This window comes from Pseudomonas allii (genome assembly GCF_055380095.1).
Genome location: NZ_AP039450.1, coordinates 5,013,597 through 5,033,048, shown reverse-complemented (window position 1 = coordinate 5,033,048; position 19,452 = coordinate 5,013,597). Strand labels below are relative to the sequence as shown.

Genomic DNA, 19,452 nt, shown 5'->3' with positions numbered 1-19,452 from the left:
TTGTCATGACCCAAGCCATTCGTTACGAAACCGGCCAGGACGGCATCGTGGTGCTGACCCTCGACATGCCCGGCCAGAGTGCCAACACCATGAACGCTGTGTACCGCGCAGCCATGGCGGCCACGGTCGAGCGCCTGGAGGCGGAAAGGGACAGTATCGCCGGCGTCATCATCACCTCGGCGAAGAAAACGTTTTTCGCGGGTGGCGACCTCAATGAACTGATCAAGGTCGACAAGGCCCACGCCAAGGATTTCTACGACGGTGTGCGGGTGTTGAAGGCGCAACTGCGGCGCCTGGAAACCCTCGGTAAGCCCGTGGTGGCCGCTATCAACGGTGCGGCACTCGGGGGCGGTTGGGAGATCTGCCTGGCGTGCCATTACCGTGTTGCGCTGGACGACAAGTCGGTGCAGTTGGGCTTGCCGGAAGTCACCCTGGGCCTGCTGCCGGGTGGCGGTGGGGTGGTGCGCATGGTGCGTATGCTGGGGCTGGAAAAGGCCTTGCCGTATTTGCTCGAAGGCAAGAAAGTGCGGCCGCAACAGGTGCTGCAAGCCGGCTTGATCAACGAGCTGGCGGCGGATCGCGATGAGTTGCTGGCCAAGTCCCGCGCCTGGATCCTGGCCAATCCGGACGCCAGGCAACCGTGGGATAACAAGGCCTACCAGATTCCGGGCGGTACACCGTCTAATCCAAAAGTGGCGCAGATGCTGGCCATTGCGCCGTCGATTTTGCGCAGTAAAACCAACGGCTGTTTCCCTGCCCCGGAGAAAATTCTCTGTGCGGCCGTTGAAGGCGCCCAGGTGGACTTCGACACCGCACACCTGATCGAAACCCGTTACTTCACCGAGTTGGTGACGGGGCAGGTGGCAAAAAACATGATCGGCACCTTCTGGTTCCAACTTAACGAGATCAACGCCGGCAGCTCGCGGCCGCAAGGGGTTGCGCCGTATATCACGCGTAAAGTCGGCGTGCTGGGCGCGGGGATGATGGGGGCGGGCATTGCCTATGTCAGCGCCAGCGCAGGCATCGAGGTTGTGCTCAAGGACATCAACCTGGCAGCCGCCGAGAAGGGCAAGGCGCATTCAGTTGCGCTGCTGGACAAGAAGGTCAGCCGTGGGCAATTGACCGCCGAGCAGCGGGAAACCGTCTTGGCGCGGATTCTTCCTACGGCCTCTGATACTGATCTGGCAGGCTGCGACCTGATCATCGAGGCGGTGTTCGAAGACCGCGAACTCAAGGCCAAGGTCTCGGCCGCTGCGCAAAGCGTGGTCGGCGCCGACGCTGTGATCGCCTCCAATACCTCCACCTTGCCCATCAGCGGCCTGGCCACGGCAGTGCCGGATCAAGCCAAGTTCATCGGCCTGCACTTCTTCAGCCCGGTGGACAAGATGCCGCTGGTGGAAATCATCAAGGGCGCGCGCACCAGCGACGAAACCCTGGCCCGGGGTTTCGATTTTGTCCTGCAAATCAAGAAAACCCCGATCGTGGTCAACGACAGTCGTGGCTTCTTCACATCACGCGTGTTCGGCACCTTTACCAACGAAGGCATCGCCATGCTCGGCGAAGGCGTGGCCGCGCCGATGATCGAGACCGAAGCCCGCAAGGCCGGCATGCCGGTGGGGCCGCTGGCGGTGTCTGACGAAGTGTCCCTCAGCCTGATGAGCCATATCCGACAGCAGACGGCCAAGGATCTGCAGGCGGAAGGCAAGGCGCTGTCTGCGCATCCGGCGACGGCGGTGATCGATTTGTTGGTCAACGAATACAAGCGTGTGGGCAAGGCGGCGGGAGGCGGTTTCTATGAATATCCCAGCGGCGGGCAAAAGTACCTGTGGCCGGAGTTGAAAAGCCGCTTTGAACGGCCCGGTCAACGCATCTCGTCGCAGGATGTACGCGACCGCCTGCTGTTTATCCAAGCCATCGAGACGGTGCGCTGTGTGGAGGAAGGGGTACTGATGTCCACGGCGGACGCGAACGTGGGGTCTGTTTTTGGCATTGGTTTTGCGGCCTGGAGCGGCGGCGCGTTGCAGTTCATCAACCAATATGGGTTGAACGACTTTATCGCCCGCGCTCGCTACTTGGCTGAACAGTATGGCGAACGTTTCACGCCGCCGGGGTTGTTGCTGGAAAAAGCGGCGCGGGGTGAAGTGTTCCAGTGAGGCCGGGGGGCTTGCCTTGAAGGGGTGTTTCAGGGCAGGCTCTGGGGTGTGCAATATTCCCATCACCGTGTCAGGTATTTTTTATGTCGCTACGCGTCTGTATCCTGGAAACCGATATCCTGCGTCCAGGCTTGATCGATCAATACCAAGGGTACGGGCAGATGTTCAAGCGCCTGTTCGCCAAGCAGCCGATTCCCGCTGAGTTTGTTGTCTATAACGTGGTGAAAGGTGAATACCCGTCCGACGACGAAGTATTCGACGCGTACCTGGTCACCGGCAGCAAGGCCGACTCCTTCGGCACTGACCCATGGATCCAGACCCTCAAGACCTACCTGCTCGACCGTTACGAGCGTGGCGACAAGCTGCTCGGTATCTGCTTCGGTCATCAATTGCTGGCACTGCTGCTGGGCGGCAAGACCGAGCGCGCCGGCCAGGGCTGGGGCATGGGCATCCACGACTACCAGCTCGATGCCAAGGCCCCGTGGATGAGCCCCGAAGTGCCGGAACTGATCCTATTGATCAGCCATCAGGACCAGGTGACCACGCTGCCGGAGAATGCCACGGTCATTGCGTCCAGCGCGTTTTGCCCGTTCGCGGCCTACCACATCGGTGACCAAGTGCTGTGCTTCCAGGGCCATCCGGAATTTGTCCATGATTATTCCCGCGAGTTGCTGGAGATTCTTCAGACAACCCTGGGTGAAAAGGTCTACACAAACGGCGTAGCCAGCCTTGAGCGCGACCACCACGGTGCAACCGTGGCGGAATGGATGATGCGGTTTGTGGCGCACAAGTCCGAAGCTCAGGTTTAAAGCCAACCCGACCGTTTGAAACTGGCCCACAACCCCGTGCAACCCGTCGCAATGAGCCCGAGCACCGCAAAATAGCCGTAGTGCCATTGCAGTTCGGGCATGTTCTGGAAGTTCATCCCATAAATCCCCGCCACTGCGGTGGGGAATGCGAGGATCGCCGCCCACGCGGCGAACTTGCGCTGCACCACGCTCTGGCGCGAAGCCTCCAGTAACACACCGATTTCGATGGTCTGGCTGGCGATATCGCGCAGGGTGGTCAGGTCTTCCATCTGCCGCGTCACGTGAATCTGCACGTCACGGAAATACGGGCGCATGTTCTTGTCGATGAACGGGAAGCTGAGCTTCTGCAGCTCCTGGCTGATCTCCACCATCGGTGCCACGTAACGCTTGAGCCGCAACACATCGCGACGCAGGCCGTGAATCTTCTGGATATCCCGCTCGCTCAGCGAACTGCACAGCACGTTGCGCTCCAGCTCATCGATCTCGGCATGGATCGCTTCGCTCACCGGCTGGTAGTTCTCGGTGACGAAATCCAGCAGTGCATAGAGTACGAAATCTTCCCCATGCTCCAACAAAAGCGGCCGCGCCTCACAGCGCTGGCGCACAAAGCCGTAGGACGCCGAATGCCCGTTGCGGGCGGTGATGATGTAGCCGTTGCCGGCAAAGATATGCGTCTCGATAAACTCCAGCTTGCCGTTCTCGCGCACCGGTGAGTAGGTGACGATAAACAGCGCATCGCCGAAGGTTTCCAGCTTGGGGCGGCTGTGTTTTTCCAGGGCGTCTTCGATGGCCAATTCATGCAGGTTGAACTGGCGTTGCAGGTTGGCCAGTTCCTGCGCGTCGGGTTCTTCCAGGCCGATCCATACAAAGTGGTCGGGTTTGGCGGCCCAGGCCGCGCCTTCATCGAGGGTAATATCCGAAACTTTCTTACCGGCGCTGTAGACGGCGGCCGCAACAACTCTACCCATGGTGCTGATCACTTCTTATTGGGATGACAGGTGTTGGGCAGCTTAGCCTGAATGGCGTTCCGTCGTTGCATCGAGCATTTTGTAGTGAGCGAGCTTGCTCGCGCTGGGGTGCGAAGTGCCTCCAAGCGGTGTTCAGGCAGCCCGCAACTCGCGGTCCATCTGCGCGATGCATTCATCCATCTGCGCATGACACGCCTGCATCAACGCCGTGATGTCATCCGCAGTCATTCCAACGGTAGGAATCGGCGGCAACGACCGTATGAGCACATCCCCGCTGCTCCAGCGATTGAGCTGCATATGCGTGACGTAATTGCTGACACACACCTGCACAATCGGCACACCCGCCGCAATCGCCATATGGAACGCGCCTTTCTTGAACGGCAGCAACCCTTGGCCCAGGTTGCGCGTGCCTTCCGGGAACACCCAGATCGAGGTGTCTTCGTGCTGCAACGTGTGGGTGGTGGTAAGCATCGCGCGGCGTGCCTTGTGGGCATTGCCCCGGTCAATCAACACATTGCCCGCCAGCCAGAACAACTGGCCGAACAGCGGCACCCACTTCAGGCTTTTCTTGGCGATGCACACCGTGCGGTAGGGCACTACGGTGCCGAACACAAACAGGTCATAGTTGGACTGGTGGTTGGCAATGATCACGCAGGTGCCGGGTTTGTTGCGCAGCGAGTCCACATTGGCCTTCACGTTGAGCCGCAGGATCCACATGGCCGGCAGCGCATACAGGCGTGCGCACAGGCGACTGTTGTCCGGGTTGAATGGCCGGCACACACCGACCAGCACGCCGAGCACGCCGGCGAGCATAAAGTGCAGGCCCATCAACAACATACGCAACAGAAAAAGCATCGACACGGCCCACCGGGACAAAAGGTGGCGCAGTGTACGGTTGTGCACTGTATTCGGCAATTACCCCGGTAGAGGTAGGAGATAGCCGATGTTTTAGAACATGTTTCAACATCTGCCGATACGCGCAAGCTAGAGCGGCTAAAGAAGATTCGGAATTTTTTGTAAGAAAAAGCCCGACGCAAGGTCGGGCTTCGGTGTATCAGGCGTAGGGCTTAACTCAGAATATGCCCCTGGTCCTGGATGATGGCGTCATCCAAGGCTTCCAACAGTTCTTTACGGACTTTCAACTTGGTGTGCTTGTGGGCGTTCATGTTGAGCTTCTTCAACTGACGCGCCGCTTCCAGCGCCGCCGCGTGCAGCTCTTCCGGTGCCACCACCTTGTCGAGGAAGCCGGCTTGCAACGCGCCCTGCGGGTCAAACATCTCGGCATTGATGACCGAGCGATGGAACGCCGACTTGCGCAGACGATCCCGCGCCAACTCGATACCGGCGTGGTGCATGGTCATGCCAATCGCCACTTCGTTCAGGCCGATGCTGAACGGGCCTTCCACGCCAATCCGATAATCCGCCGACAACAGCAAAAAGGCGCCCTTGGCCACCGCGTGCCCAGGGCACGCCACGATCACCGGGAACGGGTGCGACAACAGGCGACGCGCTAATGTCGAGCCTGACGTCACCAGGCCGATGGCCTCTTTAGGGCCGGCGGTCATCACCTTCAAATCATAACCACCCGACAAAATCCCCGGCGTACCGGTGATCACCACCACCGCCCGGTCCTTCTCGGCCTGGTCCAGCGCTTCATTAAAGGCACTGACCACCGCCGGAGAAATGGCATTCACCTTGCCGTTGCTCAGGGTCAGGGTCGCGATACCGTCTTCGAGGTGGTAGGCAATCAACTCACTCATGACGCGGTTCCTTGTAGGACTTGTTATAGAAGAATGCAGCAGACGTTACCCACCACGCCCGCCCCGGTAAAGCGCTGTGACTGACTGGCCAGTCAGGGTTTTCCCCTGCACAGCGCATCGGAATGCCTGGGGCAGGGCACAATCGCCGCCCCAGACACCTACCGCCGATGCCTGAGAATGGCACAATCACCGCCCGTTGCCGGGCGGTGAGCGGCATAACCGGCTAAGCGCATGAATATTCTGAAAAAAACCTTTGCCATCAGAAAGGCTTTCGACTACATTAGCGCGCCTCGACAGACTGAACTGGTTTGACGAGATACGGTGAAGTGTCCGAGTGGCTTAAGGAGCACGCCTGGAAAGTGTGTATACAAGAAATTGTATCGAGAGTTCGAATCTCTCCTTCACCGCCAAATTCGATGTAAACAATGCCCCTGGTTTCGAGAGAAACCAGGGGCATTGTAGTTTCTGGGGTTCGTAAATCTTACCTTTATCGAATCAAGCGCTTGGCATATCCATGCGTCGCCCTATGACATCCAGCAAATCGCACCCGTCGCGCAGCGGGATCGAGCAAAGCAAGGCAAAGTCGCTGAGTACCACCGCATCACTGCTAATTTCACCACGTAGTGCAAGGTTCTCAAGCACCTGCGTCACGGCGCGAAGTCGATAGGTCGCGGCGTCGAGGAGGATTTCCAGCGGGACGGTTGTGTCGACGAAAAGGGCAGGCGTGGTGCTGTCGTTGCTGGTGAGGGCTATGTATTGGTTCATGCGCTAAGTCCGTTCATTTAGAGAGGAGTTAGCCACGCATTTGTCGCCAAACAAAAGGTGGCAGCTGTACGCAGGTTGGCGAACCGGAACAAGAACGGACAAAGACCGGCAGACCCGAAGGTCTCCCACGCACAGCTACCATGGAGCAGCTTATTGCGTGCAGGGGCATCCCGCAAATCTGCCGGGAGGCTTCTGCCATCTTGTAGTCGAGTCGCCAAACTCGGTCGCCATATGAGCGACCGCTGGACTATAGGCAGAGTGAATTTGGATTGGGAGCGTGGCGCTTCTGAATAGGTCGTAGGAAACGGCCCAAATCAATTAGCAGGCCTACAGTCTCAAGGCACCTCTTCCGTATTCAGCAAGGGCCCCACTGACCCGAACGGATAACTCCCCATCCCAATCCGCAGTGGCGCTATCGGGCTCGCTGCTGCACCCATCAGCAGAACATTGTCGATAACAATGGTTTCCCCTGGCGCGCGGTTATCGGCTGCGACGATAAGGTAGTAAGTCCCGCTGCTTTTCACCGTGCCCTTCAAGACTTGGCTGATGACCCCCACGATGCCCGTCGCTTTGCCAAAGCCTTCAGCCTGCACATTGCCTTGGGCATCCATCAAGATCAAATAAGGGTTCAGGGCGAATTTGCTAAACCCCAGGCACGAGTTGACGCACCAGGAGTTAACGTCGATATGGAAGGGTTTGCCCTTTATCAAGACGACGCTGAACAATCGGTAGTTCGACGGTACCCCGTTGATCAGGATGCGCGGTTCTGCGGCGGTGATTTTCCACTGGGGTGGCCGCCATCCCGGGTCGATCGGCATGGGCACCGCTTGCGTGTTGTGCATGGCCTCGGAGGGAGTTCGTGCTAACGGCGTGGTGCTGTTTTTGACTTGTTCTTCAAATAGTGTTGTCGGGTTGCTTGCGCAGGCGGTGATCAATAAACAGCCCAGCGCTAAAAACAGAATCCGCATCAGTACTTCCCTGTAGTCGACGTTTTCGAGGTGGCAAGACTACCACTCCGCGCTTCAGGCTTGTACGTACACCCAAGCCCTCAACCCCGAAGCCAACCCCACCTCCACCCGCTTGTAGTCCGCCACTTCATACGCATCCGCCGCCGCCAATTCTTGCTCCGTAATCTGAAACACCATCCCCTCAATCCTGGCGCCTGCCTCAGCGCTCGGCGCCACAATCGGATGATGCGTCTTGCCACTACTCGCCAGCACATCCAGGTCGGTGATCTCCACCCAGCTCTGTGAATAGCCCAGCATCGCATCCTGCTGGCCGGTCAGCTCACGGCCGAAGTTGGCCAGTTGTACGGATTTGTCCTGCAGCGTGCCGTAGGAAAATAACAGCACGAGGTGTTCGGTGGCGCGGTTCATTTGCGTTCCTTAAGCGAGGAGGTCTTCGTAGAAAGCCCCGTAGGGTTTGCTCGGATGGGCAATCTGGATTTCCAGGATCCACAGGCCGGCGTTCGGGTAGTGCTCGAAGTCACCCAGGTCGCCCCCGCGGTGGATGGCGTGGGGGAAGTCGCTGACCCGGTGGCCCTTGATGTCGAGGTTCAGTTGCCAGCCCATGGCCAGGGCTTGTGCTTCGGCGTAGCGGTAAAGCTCCTGGCCGACGACCTGGTCGTTTTTCCAGCGGGCTTGCACGCGGTCGAACAGTGCTTTGGCGGCGCTGGCGCAGGCGTGCATGTCCGGGTCGTTGCCGATGGCGAAGGTGGCGCCGGCGTCACCTTCGTGGCCTTGCCAGACGGCGCCCATGTCGATGAAGAAGATGTCGTTGTCGCCCAGCACCGGGTCGCCGTCGGAGCGTTGTTTGAAGGTCTTGAGGGTGTTGGCGCCGAAGCGCACCAGCAGCGGGTGCCAGATGCGTTGCATGTCGAGGTCGGCGAGGACCTGTTTGCCCAGCTCGCGGGCTTCGGATTCGAGCATGCCGGGGCGGATGCGTTGGGCGAGGTATTCGATGGCTTGCCAGGTCATGCCTTGGGCGTAGCGCATGGCGTCGATGCTGTAGGCGGCGCCCACAGCTTCCTTGGGTTGTGCGGACACCGGTATCTCCTTGGGTTTCGTTATGCCGTTTACTATATAGCGGTAAGGCTCTGGCGCCCAAGGGGATTTTTTATAAATGCAGCCAGGCCAGGCTCCCCAATATCACGGCCACGCCGCCTGCCGTATACGACAGGCGCTTCAACCATTCCCGCCTGGTCAACAAGGTGATCGCCGCCAACGAAATCGCGATCTGAATCGCGGTCATCGCTTGGGCCCAGCGATGGTGCTGGTGCAGCGCCTGTTCCGACTTTTCATCCCATTCCTTTGAGGTGGCCTCAAGCTTTTCGGCCTGTTTGCGCACGTCTTCCTTCTGACTTTTGTAGCGCTCGATCTCTTCCTTGTAATGCACCGCGTCCACACCGGGGATGTGGGTGGCCAGTTCTGCCAGGTTTTGCCGGCTGGATTTGGCCTGGTAGTAGTTCCACTGGTTGGCGGCTTCGGTCTTGAAGATGGCGGCGTTGTTCTTGTCCATTGCCGCTTCGCTTTCGGTGGAGCCGGCCTGGTAGCTGAGCATGGCGCCGAGGGTGGCCATGAGGGCGGTCATCACGGCGATGCGGCTGGCGAAGGTGTCACCACGGCCGTGGGCATGTTCGGTGGTGTGTTCGAGGTGTTTTTCGTGGGGGCTGGGGACTTCGAAGGCTTCGGACATAGGGGCGTCTGTGAAGGGACTGAGGGAGTCTGATTCTTCACCAGTGAAGCTGTCTCAATCCTGTACGTAACGCTGCAAACCTTCCACCAGGGCGTCGAACATCACGCGGCAGCGCGGGCTGTTGCGCAGGTCTTCGTGCATGATCACCCAGGTGTCCAGCTTGAGTGCAAAGCCTTCTGGCAGGACCCGGCGCAGGCAGGGATCGCGCTTGGCCAGTTGGACCTGGCAGCCGCCGATACCGGCACCGGCGCGGATCAGTGCCAGTTGTGCCAGATCGCTGTCGCTGCTGAGGGCGAAGGCGCTGCGCTCGAAACCCTTGATGGCCAGGCTGCGGATAAATGCATTTTCCTGGTCGAAACCGATCACTGAGTGGCCGGCCAGGTCCTGCATCAACAGGGGCGTGCCGTGTTGCTGCAGGTAATCGTCGCGGGCATGCAGGCCTACTTCGATCAGGCCGATGCGTCGTGCCAGCAGTTGCTCCTGGCTGGGGCGGACCATGCGCACGGCGATGTCGGCTTCCAGTTGCAACAGGTCGCTCAGGCGGTTGGTCAGCACCAGTTCGACCTTGAGGTGCGGGTGTGCCCGGCGCACTTGCGTGAGGATCGGCGGCAGCACTTCCACGCCGACCACTTCACTGGCGGACACGCGCACCACACCGCACACTTCATCACCCTGGGCAGACGCTGCACGCTCGAGTGCCGCCGCTGTGCGCTCCATGGTTTCGGCGTGGACGCTCAGGGTCCGGGCTACCGCCGTGGGCAACAAGCCGCTCGGTGAACGGGTAAACAGCACCACGCCCAGCGCCGTTTCCAGCGCGGCGATGTGCCGGCCGACCGTGGGCTGTGTAATGCCGAGTTGCCGTGCGGCCCCCGACAACGATCCTTCCCGGAACACGCCAAGGAATGACCGGTAAAGCTCCCAACCAATATTCGTTGCCATGCATAAATGTATAGCGCCTGGACAGTCTTCGACAATTCCTCTATAGCCTGGCCGCGCAGAAAATATCCCCATCAACCGGCGTGGGAGAGCGTGATGAATACAGTATTGGTGTTGGGTGCAACCGGTGGCATTGGTGGCGAAGTTGCACGGCAGCAGCTGGCGACGGGCTGGCAGGTGCGCGCGTTGACCCGTGATGCCGACAAGGCCCGTGGCCAGAACGCCGCATTTGACTGGCTTGAGGGTGATGCACTCAACCGCGATGACGTACTTGCTGCAGCCCGAGGCTGTGAAGTGATCGTGCACGCGGTCAACCCGCCGGGCTATCGGCACTGGGCCGAGCGGGTGCTGCCGATGATCGACAACACCATCGCGGCGGCCATTGCGGAAGGCGCCACCATTGTGTTGCCCGGCACCGTCTACAACTTTGGGCCGGACGCATTTCCCATACTGCACGAAGACTCCCCTCAACACCCGCAAACCCGCAAGGGCGCGATCCGTGTGCAACTGGAACAGCGTTTATACGAAGCTTCAGGCAACGGGGCGCGGGCGCTGATCGTGCGTACCGGTGACTTTTTCGGCGCGCAGGCGGCCAACAGCTGGTTTTCCCAGGGCTTGGTCAAACCTGGCAACCTTGTGCGCAGCATCAATTATCCGGGGCCGCCAGGTGTTGCCCATCAGTGGGCGTACCTGCCCAATGTGGCGCGTACGATGGTTGAACTGCTGGAGCGCCGTGAAACCCTGGAGGCGTTCGCGCGTTTTCATATGGCGGGGCAGGTGGACGCGGATGGCACACAGGTGAGCCGGGCGATCCAGCGCGTGGTGCTGCGTAGGACGGGGCAACAGCCTGTCGTCAGGATGTTCCCTTGGTGGCTGCTGAAAATAGCTTCGCCTTTTATCGTCACCTTCCATGAAATGCTGGAGATGCGTTACCTGTGGCAAACCCCTGTGCTGCTTGATAACACGCGGCTGGTTGCGGTATTGGGCGCTGAACCTTGCACGCCGCTGGATGAAGCGGTGGAGACGACCCTGGCCGGCATGGGTTGCCTGTCTCGGGCGGTGTGAAGTGTGGCTCGAAGGGGTCTGTGGCATCTGCCTCTACAGCACTGGCCCATGCGCGGATTGAGGTGGATGCCTTGAGCAAGGGCTTCAATGGGGGGGCTGAAGGCGCGGATTTTCCAGAGTTACGCTTTATAGCTCCAGTTGACTGGCGTTGATGCCAAAGGCCTTTGCAATTTTATCCCGCGTTGCACGGCGAGGTTTGTTCACCGACTCTTGTTGGGCAAATGCGGATTGGGAAATGCCCAGGCGTTTGGCAACTTCTTCCTGGGTCAGGTTCAGGTGTTCGCGCCATGCACGGATAGGGGTTGCCCCATCCACCAGGCGGCTTACCACCGCATGGGGAATCAGATTTGGATCATTCTGCCGGGCCAGATAATGTTCATAGGGAATCACCACAAAGGCTGGCTTGCCCTCCGTATTGTGGATGATCTGTACGGCAGTAGGTTCGCTCGTCACGCTTCTTGACCTCTTCAATGCTGACCACATGGATATCGCGATCCCAATCGAAAAGGACTCGGTAATTACCCACGCGCAAGCGATAACCATGGGGGTAATTGACCAATGCCTTGACGTTGGCTGCCTCGGGCATGCGCTCAAGCGCTGAGACAGCATCGCGTACCTGTTGCTGATGATACGTATGCAACCGAAGCAGTTGCTTTACGGATTTTCTAGTCCAGTGGATGGAGTTCATTGGAAGGTTAATAAGTCTTTTATAAGGTTAGCAAGCGATATTTTCAGGCGCGGGCCAGTGGCTGTTCGCGCTGCCCTCACAAACCGTAGACGCTCGCCGCTCACACCGACTGGTATAACTGTTGCCAGGTATGAGGCATTGATGTGAAGGGCCATCAACTGGGGAATCGAGTCGATACAAAGTCGTGGAGGTTGCCTGTATGAGACCCGCCCCGCTATTGTGCTGAATCCTTTTAGTCTTTCCCTTGGGTTGTAGCGATGAATGCACCGCGTACCGCAGTCGGTCCGATCAAGGCCGTGATTTTCGACATGGACGGGTTGTTGCTGGATACCGAAGGCATCTACACCGAAGTCACGCAGATCATCGCTGAACGCTACGGCCGCACCTACGACTGGGGCATCAAGCAGCACATCATCGGGCGAGGTGCCCAGGACCTGGCGGACTACGTGGTGAAGGCGCTGGACCTGCCGATCACATCGGCCGAATTCCTGAAGATCCGCGAACCGCTGATGAGCGAGCGTTTCCCCAAGGCCTTGGGCATGCCCGGCGCTGAAGCCCTGGTGCGGCACCTGAAGGCGCACAATATTCCGATTGCCGTGGGCACCAGTTCGTCGCGCAATTCGTTTGCCCACAAGACCACCTTGCACCGCGAATGGTTTGGCCTGTTCGACACCATCGTCACCGCTGACGACCCGGAAGTCGGCGCCGCCAAACCTGCGCCGGACATCTTCCTCACCGCCGCCCGCCGCTTGGGCGTAGCACCGGAGGATTGCCTGGTGTTCGAAGACTCACCCTTCGGCGTCACTGCTGCCAAAGCTGCCCACATGACCGCCATCGCCGTGCCGGACGAAGCCATGGCCGACAGCAAGTATCACCACGCCGACCAGATCATCCGCAAGCTCGCGGACTTTGACCTGGCGGCCTACGGCCTGCCACCTCGAGCCTGATTGATCACGGTTAAAAATGTGGGAGGGGCGGTGCGACGATTCGACTTGCCCCTCCCACATTTGATTTGCGGTGTTCCGCAAATCCTAGGCGCTGAAGCCACCATCGATGGTCAGACTTGCACCGGTGATGTAGCCCGCTTCCGGCCCGGCGAGGTAAGCCACAAAACTGGCAATCTCTTCCACATGCCCATACCGTCCCACCGCCATCAACCCAATCAAACTCTCGGCAAAATCACTGTTGGCCGGGTTCATATCGGTATCCACCGGCCCAGGCTGCACGTTATTGATGGTGATCCCACGTGGCCCCAGATCCCGCGCCAAGCCTTTGGTCAACCCCACCAGCGCCGCCTTGCTCATCGCATACGGGCCACCGCCACCAAACGGCATGCGCTCGGCGTTGGTGCTGCCGATATTGATCACGCGGCCGCCTTCACCCATATGCTTGGCCGCTTCCTGGGTTGCGATAAACACGCTGCGCACGTTGATCGCCAGGGTCTGGTCAAAGTCTTCCAGCTTGAAATCCTCCAGCGGCGCAATGGCCAGTACGCCGGCGTTGTTCACCAGGATGTCCAGTCGCCCAAAGGCTTCGACGGTGGCGTTGACCGCATTGCGTATCGCATCGGCATCGGCGCTGTCGGCGTGGATCGCCAGGGCTTTGCCGCCTTCGCTGATCACGCTGTTCTGCAGTTCTTCGGCCTTGGCGGCCGAGCTGACGTAGGTAAAGGCAACGGCTGCGCCCTGTGCGGCAAGACGTTTGACGATGGCGGCGCCGATGCCGCGAGAACCGCCTTGAATCAAGGCGACTTTGCCGCTGAGGTTTTGTGTGGTCATGTCGATCTCCAAGCTGTTCAAGGCGGGATGCCTTGTTGTTGGAACCGAGTATCGACCTCGCCAGCCCCTCCCGGTAGACCAGGATTGCTATAGTCTGTGTAAACCAAAAGTTTATAGTGGGCGATATGGAAAGCTTTGGCAGTATCGAATGTTTCGTGCGCAGCGCCGAAGGTGGCAGCTTTGCCGAAGCGGCGCGGCACCTGAGCCTGACACCGGCGGCGGTGGGCAAAAGTGTCGCCAAGCTTGAGGCGCGCCTGGGCGTACGCCTGTTCCAGCGCAGCACTCGGCGCCTCACCCTCACTGAAGCCGGCAAACTGTTCCTAGAAGAGGTCAGCGGCAGCCTCACCACCATCCAGAACGCCGTGGCCAACCTGGCCAGCGCCGAAGGGCGGCCGGTGGGCACCTTGAAAGTGAGCATGGGCACAGTATTTGGCAATCGCTACGTGATGCCACTGTTGGGCGCGTTTATGCGTCGCTTCCCGGACATCAGCCCGGACTGGCATTTCGATAACCGCCAGGTCGACCTGATCGGCCAGGGCTTCGATGCCGCCATTGGTGGTGGCTTCGAGCTGCCTCAGGGGGTGGTGGCGCGCAAGTTGACGCCGGCCCATCGAGTGCTGGTGGCGTCCCCGGACTACCTGGCGCAGCGTCCTTCGGTGCGGGTGCCCGAAGATTTGGCGCGTTGCCACGGGATCCTCATCCGTTCACCGCAGACCGGTCGTATACGGTCCTGGCAATTGACCAGTATCGAGCGTGAACACCGCCCTCTGGTACTCAAGCCGAGCATGACCATGAGCGACTCCGAAGCCGCCTGCTGCGCCAGCGCCCAAGGCCTGGGCATCGCCTTGGTCAGCATGCCCATGGCCGTGCCATTCCTGGACAGCGGTGCGGTGGTGCGGGTGCTGCCCGACTGGTACGTCGACGATGGCAACATCTCCATTTACTACGCCGAACACAAACTGCTGCCCGGCAAGACTCGCGCGTTTGTGGATTTCATCATTGAGCAGTTTGCCGAGCAGCAGTTGAACCAACGCTTCAGCGCGGCCAACCGATGACTTTTTTCGCCCTCGGCGTCGCATAAGTCCTGATCTTCGACGTCGACAGTCCCAACCGCACCAGCGATTCGGCAATGGTCACGGCCGCCGTCACCCCATCCACCACCGGCACACCGGTGCGCTGGCGAATCTGCTCATCCAGTCCGGCCATGCCGCCACAACCCAGGCAGATCACCTCGGCCTTGTCTTCGCTGATGGCCAGCTCGGCCTGGCGCACGATGGCTTCCATCGCCGCCAGCGGGCTTTCTTCCAGCTCCAGCACCGCCATGCCACTGGCGCGTACCGAGGCGCAGCGCTGGTACAGGCCGGCGAGTTTCAGGCGGTCTTCGATCAGCGGCACCGTGCGGTCCAGGGTGGTCACCACCGAATAGGCGTGGCCGAGGAACATCGCGGTGCTGGCGGCGGCTTCGGTGATGTCCACCACCGGCACGTTGAGCAATTCCTGTAAACCTTCACGACCATGCTCGCCATAGCCAGCCTGGATCACCGCATCGAACGGCTGGTCGTAGGCCATCACCCGGTCCATCACCGCGATGGCCGCCAGATAGCTTTCAAAGTTGCCCTCCACCGATTCGGCGCCGAAGTACGGCGTGAGCCCGACAATCTCTGTGCCCGGCGCAGCCACGGCGCGCGCCTGCTGGGCGATGGTTTCGGTAATGGATTCGGTGGTGTTGACGTTGACCACGAGGATACGCATGGAAGGTCCTTGATTAATGACTGACGTTATCGACGGCAATGCTTTCGCCACTGACATCGGCGTAGAACGGCTGGCGCTTGGCGATCAGCAAGTACAACAGCCCTGCAATACCGGCGCCAAACATCCAGGAAAACGGTGACACGTTGGCAAAACCCGGTAACAAGGCCAGGAGAATGGCGATCACCGCCGCAGGAATAAACGCTGCCACCGCACGCAAATTGACTCCACGGCTGTAGTAATAAACGCCGCTCGGGTCTTCGCTGTACAACTGCGGCACGTCCACCTGGCTTTTACGGATCAACCAGTAATCCACCATGATCACCCCATACAGTGGCCCCAGCAGCGCGCCCAGGCCGGACAGGAAGTACACGATCACCAGGGGGCTGTTGTAAAGGTTCCACGGCAGGATCAGCACCGCCACGGTGGCGCTGATCAATCCGGCGCGACGGAAGTTCAGGTACTTGGGCGCCAGGTTGCTCAGCACGAAGGCCGGTGCGACAAAGTTGGCCATGATGTTCACCGCCACGGTGACGATCAGGAATGCCAGGCAACCCAGCACCAGGAAGAAGGTATTCGGGATGGCGGCGATGATTTCGGTCGGGCTTTCGATGACCCGGCCATTGAGCTGGAACTGCCCGCCGCACAGCAGCACGGTGATCGCGGCAAACACCAGGATATTCACCGGCAGGCCCCAGAAGTTACCGACCTGAATGGTCTTGCGGCAGGGCGAGGAGCGGGCGAAGTCACAGAAATTGAGGATCAGCGTGCCGTAGATCGCCAGCCACAGCGCGCCACCAGCAAAGATATTGCGCCACATCTCGCCGCCGCTCAGCGGCTCGCGGATCGACCAGGCGATGTTGCCGCCCGTTTGGAAATACATCCAACCGGCCAACGACGCCACGGTGAGCAAAATTACCGGCCCGGCGAAGCCTTCGTAGCGGCGTACCATTTCCATGCCGTAGGCCAGGATCACCAGTTGCACCAGCCAGATCGCCACGAAACACACCCAGCCGAGGGACGACAGGCCCAGGATCGAGTTGTGGTCGTATTCGGCAAAGCCCGGATGAATCGCCGTCAGCAACACGCGGAAAACCACCGACGCCAGGTAGGTCTGGATGCCGAACCAGGCAATCGCAATCACCGCGCGGATCAACGCCGGAATCTGCGCGCCATGAATGCCGAAGCTGATACGGCTGATCACGGGAAACGGCACACCGGTCTTTTGCCCCATGTAGCCCGACAGGTTCATGAAGAAATACACCAGTGCCGCACCGATACCGAGGGACAACAGAATCTGCCAGCCGCCCAGGCCCAGTGCATACAAGCCAATGGCAAACGAGTAGTTGGCGATGTTGTGTACGTCATTGGTCCACAGCGCAAAGATGCTATAGCGACCCCAGCGCCGGCCTTCAACCTTGGTGGGCGCCAGGTCCTTGTTGTGCAGGCGTGGGCTCAGCACCAGAGGGCCGGGCTCGATGGCTTCGGGCTTCAGGGAGGAGGGCAGATCCAGTGCGATGTTATTCGAGAGGCTTGTACGCATTCCGGCAGGCTCCAGCGCATCGGCAGCCAGGCCGCAGATGGCAAAGTGTATGTAGGTTTTGTATTTATTGTATACAAAGCGTATTTCACCTTAAGCCACTTGCGTGCCAGTTTTTTATCTATGAAAACCTTGGGTAATTTCGTTTTTTTAGGTTCATGAAATAACTAGCTGAATTTAAAGCGATATAAATTGACCGTTTGAACAGTTATTTATTTTTTGGTGGGAACCGGGCGATTTGCAAAGACAAAAGACAGGTGGGGAGAGGTGTTACGTAATGGTGCGCCACAAGATGGATTGCACACATAAATGGCACCGATAGTTACATGTGTGTGTACACGTTCAGTGGCCAACACAAATCAAATGTGGGAGGGGGCTTGCCCCCGATTGCGGACTGCCAGTCACCATTGATCTGGCTGACCCACCGCTATCGGGGTGTAGAACCGTAGACATCGTTTACATCTGAAACCGGGGACATCGTTTACACATTTGAGGCTTGGACGCGGGTCATACCTCGTCCAAGCCTCCCCAAGGGATAATCACACAGGTACAAATCCCAGGCATCATCCTCAGCTTCTTTAAGCCCTATCCTTTCTCCGGATAGGGCCTCGCTGACAAATACCAACTTGCCGTTCCACTTGATCGATCCATCCTGCCTGACGCTTCGCACCCGCATTTCTGCCGGATACTCCACATCGGGCAAGCACCCTGGGTAAAGCCGAGTAGACGGCACGTACACATCTCCCGGACGTTTCATACCAAGCGCTTCATGAGGGCGTACGTAATTGAACTCATGCCGGAAGTGCTCCAGCAAAAGCTGCTGCTCCACCAAGTTGCTCCCTAGCGGTAGCTCAAGTTTCAGGCTGCGATGCATTCGTTCGTGTCGACCATTCTGGGCAGGTCTTCCCGGCATGGTTCGCTCGGGATAGATACCTAAACGGATCCACCAGACGGCCAGTGTGGATATCCTCGCCAGGCCAGGAGAGGCGAAAGGGACTCCGTTGTCAGAACGAATGACTTCCGGCATGCCGTAATCCTGAAAAAGCCGCTCAAAGGTTTGTTTTACAGGCTGGGTCATGATTTTAGGATGAGCCCTGCAAGCCAGAATCAAACGGGATGCATGGTCTGTAACCGTCAGCGGGAAGCACATCTGGGCGTTGAGCATCTTGAATTGCCCTTTGTAGTCCACGCACCAGGTTTTGTTGGGGTCATTGGCCTCTCGCATTTCAATATGCGAGGTACCGTGCCGACGCTTGAACCGCCGTTTTCTGACCAGCCCAAGTCGGTCAAGCCATTGGCCGGCTGTACTGGGAGACGGCCAATCGATAGAGGGATCTTCAATTCGCAATAGCTCAATGAGCTTCTTTGGCCCCCATTTATCGTGGGCTTCCTTCATGGCCACTACGCGAGCGAGGATCTTATCGTCGGTCTTGTTGGGGCTGTTGTGGGGTCGACGAGAAACCTCGGCTAACGACTTCAAATCGCCGTTATGCCGAGCAATCCATTTGTCTACGGTAGGTCGACTGACACCGAAGCGGCGGGCCAGTTGGCTTTTCGTGAAGTTACCCGAAAGCCAGTCAGCAACCAGCTTGATTCGTTGGTTCATGGGGGACTCTTGGTTCCAGGGCATGATCAGTTACCTCCTGATCATGCGTATTAACCTGTAAACCATGTCCCCGGTTAGAAATGTAAACGATGTCCCCGGTTTGTACCGGGGCAAGCCCCCTCCCACATTTTTTACAGCGCAACTTCAGGCCTTGCTGATGATATTCCCGGCATGCAGCCCGCATTCCTTCTGCGTGGCTTCTTCCCACCACCAGCGACCTTCACGCTCATGCTGGTTCGGCAGCACCGGGCGGGTGCAGGGCTCGCAGCCGATGCTGATGAAGCCGCGCTCATGCAGGCTGTTGTAAGGCAGCTCCAGCATGCGGATGTAACCCCAGACTTCCTCACTAGTCATCTGTGCCAGCGGGTTGAACTTGTACAGGGTGCGTTCCGGTGTCGAGAAGGCCGTGTCGATTTCCAGCGCCGCCACCTGGCTGCGGGTGCCTGGGCTCTGGTCGCGGCGCTGGCCGGTGGCCCAGGCTGTGACGCCGGCGAGTTTACGGCGCAGCGGTTCGATCTTGCGCACGCCGCAGCATTCGCCGTGGCCATCCTTGTAAAAGCTGAACAGGCCTTTCTCTTTGACGAAGGGCTCCAGCTTGCTCTGGTCTGGCGAGATCAGCTCGATGTCGATCTTGTAGAAATCGCGCACCTGCTCGATAAACCGATAGGTCTCCGGGTGCAGGCGGCCGGTGTCGAGGCTGAACACCTTGACGTTTTTGTTCAGCTTCCAGGCCATGTCCACCAGCACCACGTCCTCGGCGCCGCTGAAGGAAATCCACAGGTCATCACCGAACTGGCTGAACGCCAGCTTGAGAATGTCCTGGGCGGATTTATTGGCATAAGTCGCGGCGAGTTCAGCGACGTCGAAGGCTTGGTTCATCAGGACGGTTCCTACAGGTCAGTGGCGCTGAGCGCTCTATAGGGGAGCGATGGTATCAAAAT

The 19,452-nt window shown here is 59.0% G+C and carries 20 protein-coding genes, 1 tRNA gene and 1 pseudogene; 6 read left to right on the top strand and 16 right to left on the bottom strand.

Features of this window, described 5'->3' with window-relative positions; translation table 11 throughout:
• The first annotated feature begins 5 nt into the window (after positions 1-5).
• The gene (locus ACZ445_RS22915; protein ID WP_058427411.1) at positions 6-2,153 is read left to right on the top strand and encodes a 3-hydroxyacyl-CoA dehydrogenase NAD-binding domain-containing protein; all 2,148 of its coding nucleotides are present in this window, start codon (positions 6-8) and stop codon (positions 2,151-2,153) included.
• Positions 2,154-2,236: 83 nt separating this feature from the next.
• Positions 2,237-2,962, top strand: coding sequence for an amidotransferase (locus ACZ445_RS22910; RefSeq protein ID WP_464707616.1), 726 nt, complete (start codon positions 2,237-2,239; stop codon positions 2,960-2,962).
• Here ACZ445_RS22910 and ACZ445_RS22905 read toward each other — a convergent pair.
• The 3 genes from ACZ445_RS22905 to ACZ445_RS22895 all read right to left on the bottom strand — a co-directional run bounded on the left by ACZ445_RS22905 (position 2,959) and on the right by ACZ445_RS22895 (position 5,690).
• Positions 2,959-3,930 carry a magnesium and cobalt transport protein CorA gene (locus ACZ445_RS22905; protein WP_179028570.1) on the bottom strand — a complete coding sequence of 324 codons (972 nt, stop codon included), beginning with the start codon at positions 3,928-3,930 and terminating at the stop codon, positions 2,959-2,961. The two genes, ACZ445_RS22910 and ACZ445_RS22905, sit on opposite strands and share 4 nt — an antisense overlap.
• Before the next feature lie 132 nt (positions 3,931-4,062).
• Positions 4,063-4,785, bottom strand: coding sequence for a lysophospholipid acyltransferase family protein (locus tag ACZ445_RS22900; protein WP_179028571.1), 723 nt, complete (start codon positions 4,783-4,785; stop codon positions 4,063-4,065).
• Between the two features lie 212 nt (positions 4,786-4,997).
• On the bottom strand, positions 4,998-5,690 hold the full coding sequence (locus tag ACZ445_RS22895) for a crotonase/enoyl-CoA hydratase family protein (protein ID WP_015885385.1): 693 nt from the start codon (positions 5,688-5,690) through the stop codon (positions 4,998-5,000).
• A 320-nt stretch (positions 5,691-6,010) separates the two neighbouring features.
• On the opposite strand from ACZ445_RS22895, the gene ACZ445_RS22890 reads away from it, so the two are divergent.
• Positions 6,011-6,100: transfer RNA gene (locus ACZ445_RS22890), tRNA-Ser, on the top strand.
• An 85-nt stretch (positions 6,101-6,185) separates the two neighbouring features.
• On the opposite strand, the gene ACZ445_RS22885 is transcribed toward ACZ445_RS22890, so the two are convergent.
• The 6 genes from ACZ445_RS22885 to ACZ445_RS22860 all read right to left on the bottom strand — a co-directional run bounded on the left by ACZ445_RS22885 (position 6,186) and on the right by ACZ445_RS22860 (position 10,088).
• Positions 6,186-6,455: a hypothetical protein gene (locus ACZ445_RS22885; RefSeq protein ID WP_058427407.1), complete on the bottom strand. Its 270-nt coding sequence runs from the start codon at positions 6,453-6,455 to the stop codon at positions 6,186-6,188.
• A gap of 335 nt (positions 6,456-6,790) precedes the next feature.
• The gene (locus ACZ445_RS22880; RefSeq protein WP_058427406.1) at positions 6,791-7,423 is read right to left on the bottom strand and encodes a hypothetical protein; all 633 of its coding nucleotides are present in this window, start codon (positions 7,421-7,423) and stop codon (positions 6,791-6,793) included.
• A 54-nt stretch (positions 7,424-7,477) separates the two neighbouring features.
• Positions 7,478-7,831 carry a gamma-glutamylcyclotransferase family protein gene (locus tag ACZ445_RS22875; protein WP_058427405.1) on the bottom strand — a complete coding sequence of 118 codons (354 nt, stop codon included), beginning with the start codon at positions 7,829-7,831 and terminating at the stop codon, positions 7,478-7,480.
• Positions 7,832-7,840: 9 nt separating this feature from the next.
• Positions 7,841-8,500, bottom strand: coding sequence for a M24 family metallopeptidase (locus tag ACZ445_RS22870; protein ID WP_058427404.1), 660 nt, complete (start codon positions 8,498-8,500; stop codon positions 7,841-7,843).
• A gap of 70 nt (positions 8,501-8,570) precedes the next feature.
• Positions 8,571-9,149, bottom strand: a complete 579-nt coding sequence (locus ACZ445_RS22865; RefSeq protein ID WP_058427403.1) for a DUF4337 domain-containing protein — start codon at positions 9,147-9,149, stop codon at positions 8,571-8,573.
• Between the two features lie 54 nt (positions 9,150-9,203).
• On the bottom strand, positions 9,204-10,088 hold the full coding sequence (locus ACZ445_RS22860) for a LysR family transcriptional regulator (protein WP_464707614.1): 885 nt from the start codon (positions 10,086-10,088) through the stop codon (positions 9,204-9,206).
• A gap of 93 nt (positions 10,089-10,181) precedes the next feature.
• Between ACZ445_RS22860 and ACZ445_RS22855 the strand changes: the two genes are divergently transcribed.
• Positions 10,182-11,150 (top strand): NAD(P)H-binding protein, encoded by a 969-nt coding sequence (locus ACZ445_RS22855; protein WP_464707613.1) that lies wholly within the window; start codon positions 10,182-10,184, stop codon positions 11,148-11,150.
• A gap of 126 nt (positions 11,151-11,276) precedes the next feature.
• Here ACZ445_RS22855 and ACZ445_RS22850 read toward each other — a convergent pair whose 3' ends face one another.
• Both ACZ445_RS22850 and ACZ445_RS22845 read right to left on the bottom strand, forming a co-directional pair.
• A complete protein-coding gene (locus tag ACZ445_RS22850) occupies positions 11,277-11,633 on the bottom strand; it encodes a helix-turn-helix domain-containing protein (protein WP_058427506.1) in 357 nt (118 codons plus the stop codon).
• Positions 11,587-11,838 (bottom strand): annotated as a pseudogene (locus tag ACZ445_RS22845) (type II toxin-antitoxin system RelE family toxin); the annotation flags it as partial. The pseudogene ACZ445_RS22845 and the gene ACZ445_RS22850, both read right to left, overlap by 47 nt.
• Positions 11,839-12,095: 257 nt before the next feature.
• Here ACZ445_RS22845 and ACZ445_RS22840 point away from each other — a divergent pair.
• Positions 12,096-12,785, top strand: coding sequence for an HAD-IA family hydrolase (locus tag ACZ445_RS22840; RefSeq protein WP_179028574.1), 690 nt, complete (start codon positions 12,096-12,098; stop codon positions 12,783-12,785).
• 84 nt (positions 12,786-12,869) lie between these two features.
• Here ACZ445_RS22840 and ACZ445_RS22835 read toward each other — a convergent pair whose 3' ends face one another.
• Positions 12,870-13,616 (bottom strand): 3-oxoacyl-ACP reductase family protein, encoded by a 747-nt coding sequence (locus ACZ445_RS22835; RefSeq protein ID WP_058427505.1) that lies wholly within the window; start codon positions 13,614-13,616, stop codon positions 12,870-12,872.
• Positions 13,617-13,741: 125 nt separating this feature from the next.
• On the opposite strand from ACZ445_RS22835, the gene ACZ445_RS22830 reads away from it, so the two are divergent.
• Positions 13,742-14,671: a LysR family transcriptional regulator gene (locus tag ACZ445_RS22830; RefSeq protein ID WP_058427399.1), complete on the top strand. Its 930-nt coding sequence runs from the start codon at positions 13,742-13,744 to the stop codon at positions 14,669-14,671.
• Here the strand turns inward: ACZ445_RS22830 and ACZ445_RS22825 are convergent.
• The 4 genes from ACZ445_RS22825 to ACZ445_RS22810 form a co-directional block, all read right to left on the bottom strand.
• Complete coding sequence (locus ACZ445_RS22825; protein WP_058427398.1) at positions 14,652-15,368, bottom strand: aspartate/glutamate racemase family protein; 717 nt, start codon at positions 15,366-15,368, stop codon at positions 14,652-14,654. The two genes, ACZ445_RS22830 and ACZ445_RS22825, sit on opposite strands and share 20 nt — an antisense overlap.
• A gap of 13 nt (positions 15,369-15,381) precedes the next feature.
• Positions 15,382-16,908, bottom strand: a complete 1,527-nt coding sequence (locus ACZ445_RS22820) for an NCS1 family nucleobase:cation symporter-1 (protein ID WP_464704332.1) — start codon at positions 16,906-16,908, stop codon at positions 15,382-15,384.
• 478 nt (positions 16,909-17,386) lie between these two features.
• Positions 17,387-18,535, bottom strand: a complete 1,149-nt coding sequence (locus ACZ445_RS22815) for an integrase core domain-containing protein (RefSeq protein WP_464707611.1) — start codon at positions 18,533-18,535, stop codon at positions 17,387-17,389.
• Between the two features lie 120 nt (positions 18,536-18,655).
• The gene (locus tag ACZ445_RS22810; RefSeq protein ID WP_058427396.1) at positions 18,656-19,390 is read right to left on the bottom strand and encodes a phosphoadenylyl-sulfate reductase; all 735 of its coding nucleotides are present in this window, start codon (positions 19,388-19,390) and stop codon (positions 18,656-18,658) included.
• Positions 19,391-19,452 lie beyond the last annotated feature (62 nt).

Excerpts from the sequence above, each read along its gene's own strand:
- ACZ445_RS22900 (WP_179028571.1), bottom strand. The coding sequence starts at position 4,785 with ATGCTTTTTCTGTTGCGTATGTTGTTGATGGGCCTGCACTTTATGCTC.
- ACZ445_RS22840 (WP_179028574.1), top strand. The coding sequence starts at position 12,096 with ATGAATGCACCGCGTACCGCAGTCGGTCCGATCAAGGCCGTGATTTTC.
- ACZ445_RS22865 (WP_058427403.1), bottom strand. The coding sequence starts at position 9,149 with ATGTCCGAAGCCTTCGAAGTCCCCAGCCCCCACGAAAAACACCTCGAA.
- ACZ445_RS22850 (WP_058427506.1), bottom strand. The coding sequence starts at position 11,633 with ATGTGGTCAGCATTGAAGAGGTCAAGAAGCGTGACGAGCGAACCTACT.
- ACZ445_RS22915 (WP_058427411.1), top strand. The coding sequence starts at position 6 with ATGACCCAAGCCATTCGTTACGAAACCGGCCAGGACGGCATCGTGGTG.
- ACZ445_RS22815 (WP_464707611.1), bottom strand. The coding sequence starts at position 18,535 with ATGCCCTGGAACCAAGAGTCCCCCATGAACCAACGAATCAAGCTGGTT.
- ACZ445_RS22905 (WP_179028570.1), bottom strand. The coding sequence starts at position 3,930 with ATGGGTAGAGTTGTTGCGGCCGCCGTCTACAGCGCCGGTAAGAAAGTT.
- ACZ445_RS22810 (WP_058427396.1), bottom strand. The coding sequence starts at position 19,390 with ATGAACCAAGCCTTCGACGTCGCTGAACTCGCCGCGACTTATGCCAAT.
- ACZ445_RS22860 (WP_464707614.1), bottom strand. The coding sequence starts at position 10,088 with ATGGCAACGAATATTGGTTGGGAGCTTTACCGGTCATTCCTTGGCGTG.
- ACZ445_RS22880 (WP_058427406.1), bottom strand. The coding sequence starts at position 7,423 with ATGCGGATTCTGTTTTTAGCGCTGGGCTGTTTATTGATCACCGCCTGC.
- ACZ445_RS22910 (WP_464707616.1), top strand. The coding sequence starts at position 2,237 with ATGTCGCTACGCGTCTGTATCCTGGAAACCGATATCCTGCGTCCAGGC.
- ACZ445_RS22830 (WP_058427399.1), top strand. The coding sequence starts at position 13,742 with ATGGAAAGCTTTGGCAGTATCGAATGTTTCGTGCGCAGCGCCGAAGGT.
- ACZ445_RS22895 (WP_015885385.1), bottom strand. The coding sequence starts at position 5,690 with ATGAGTGAGTTGATTGCCTACCACCTCGAAGACGGTATCGCGACCCTG.
- ACZ445_RS22855 (WP_464707613.1), top strand. The coding sequence starts at position 10,182 with ATGAATACAGTATTGGTGTTGGGTGCAACCGGTGGCATTGGTGGCGAA.
- ACZ445_RS22875 (WP_058427405.1), bottom strand. The coding sequence starts at position 7,831 with ATGAACCGCGCCACCGAACACCTCGTGCTGTTATTTTCCTACGGCACG.
- ACZ445_RS22825 (WP_058427398.1), bottom strand. The coding sequence starts at position 15,368 with ATGCGTATCCTCGTGGTCAACGTCAACACCACCGAATCCATTACCGAA.
- ACZ445_RS22885 (WP_058427407.1), bottom strand. The coding sequence starts at position 6,455 with ATGAACCAATACATAGCCCTCACCAGCAACGACAGCACCACGCCTGCC.
- ACZ445_RS22820 (WP_464704332.1), bottom strand. The coding sequence starts at position 16,908 with ATGCGTACAAGCCTCTCGAATAACATCGCACTGGATCTGCCCTCCTCC.
- ACZ445_RS22835 (WP_058427505.1), bottom strand. The coding sequence starts at position 13,616 with ATGACCACACAAAACCTCAGCGGCAAAGTCGCCTTGATTCAAGGCGGT.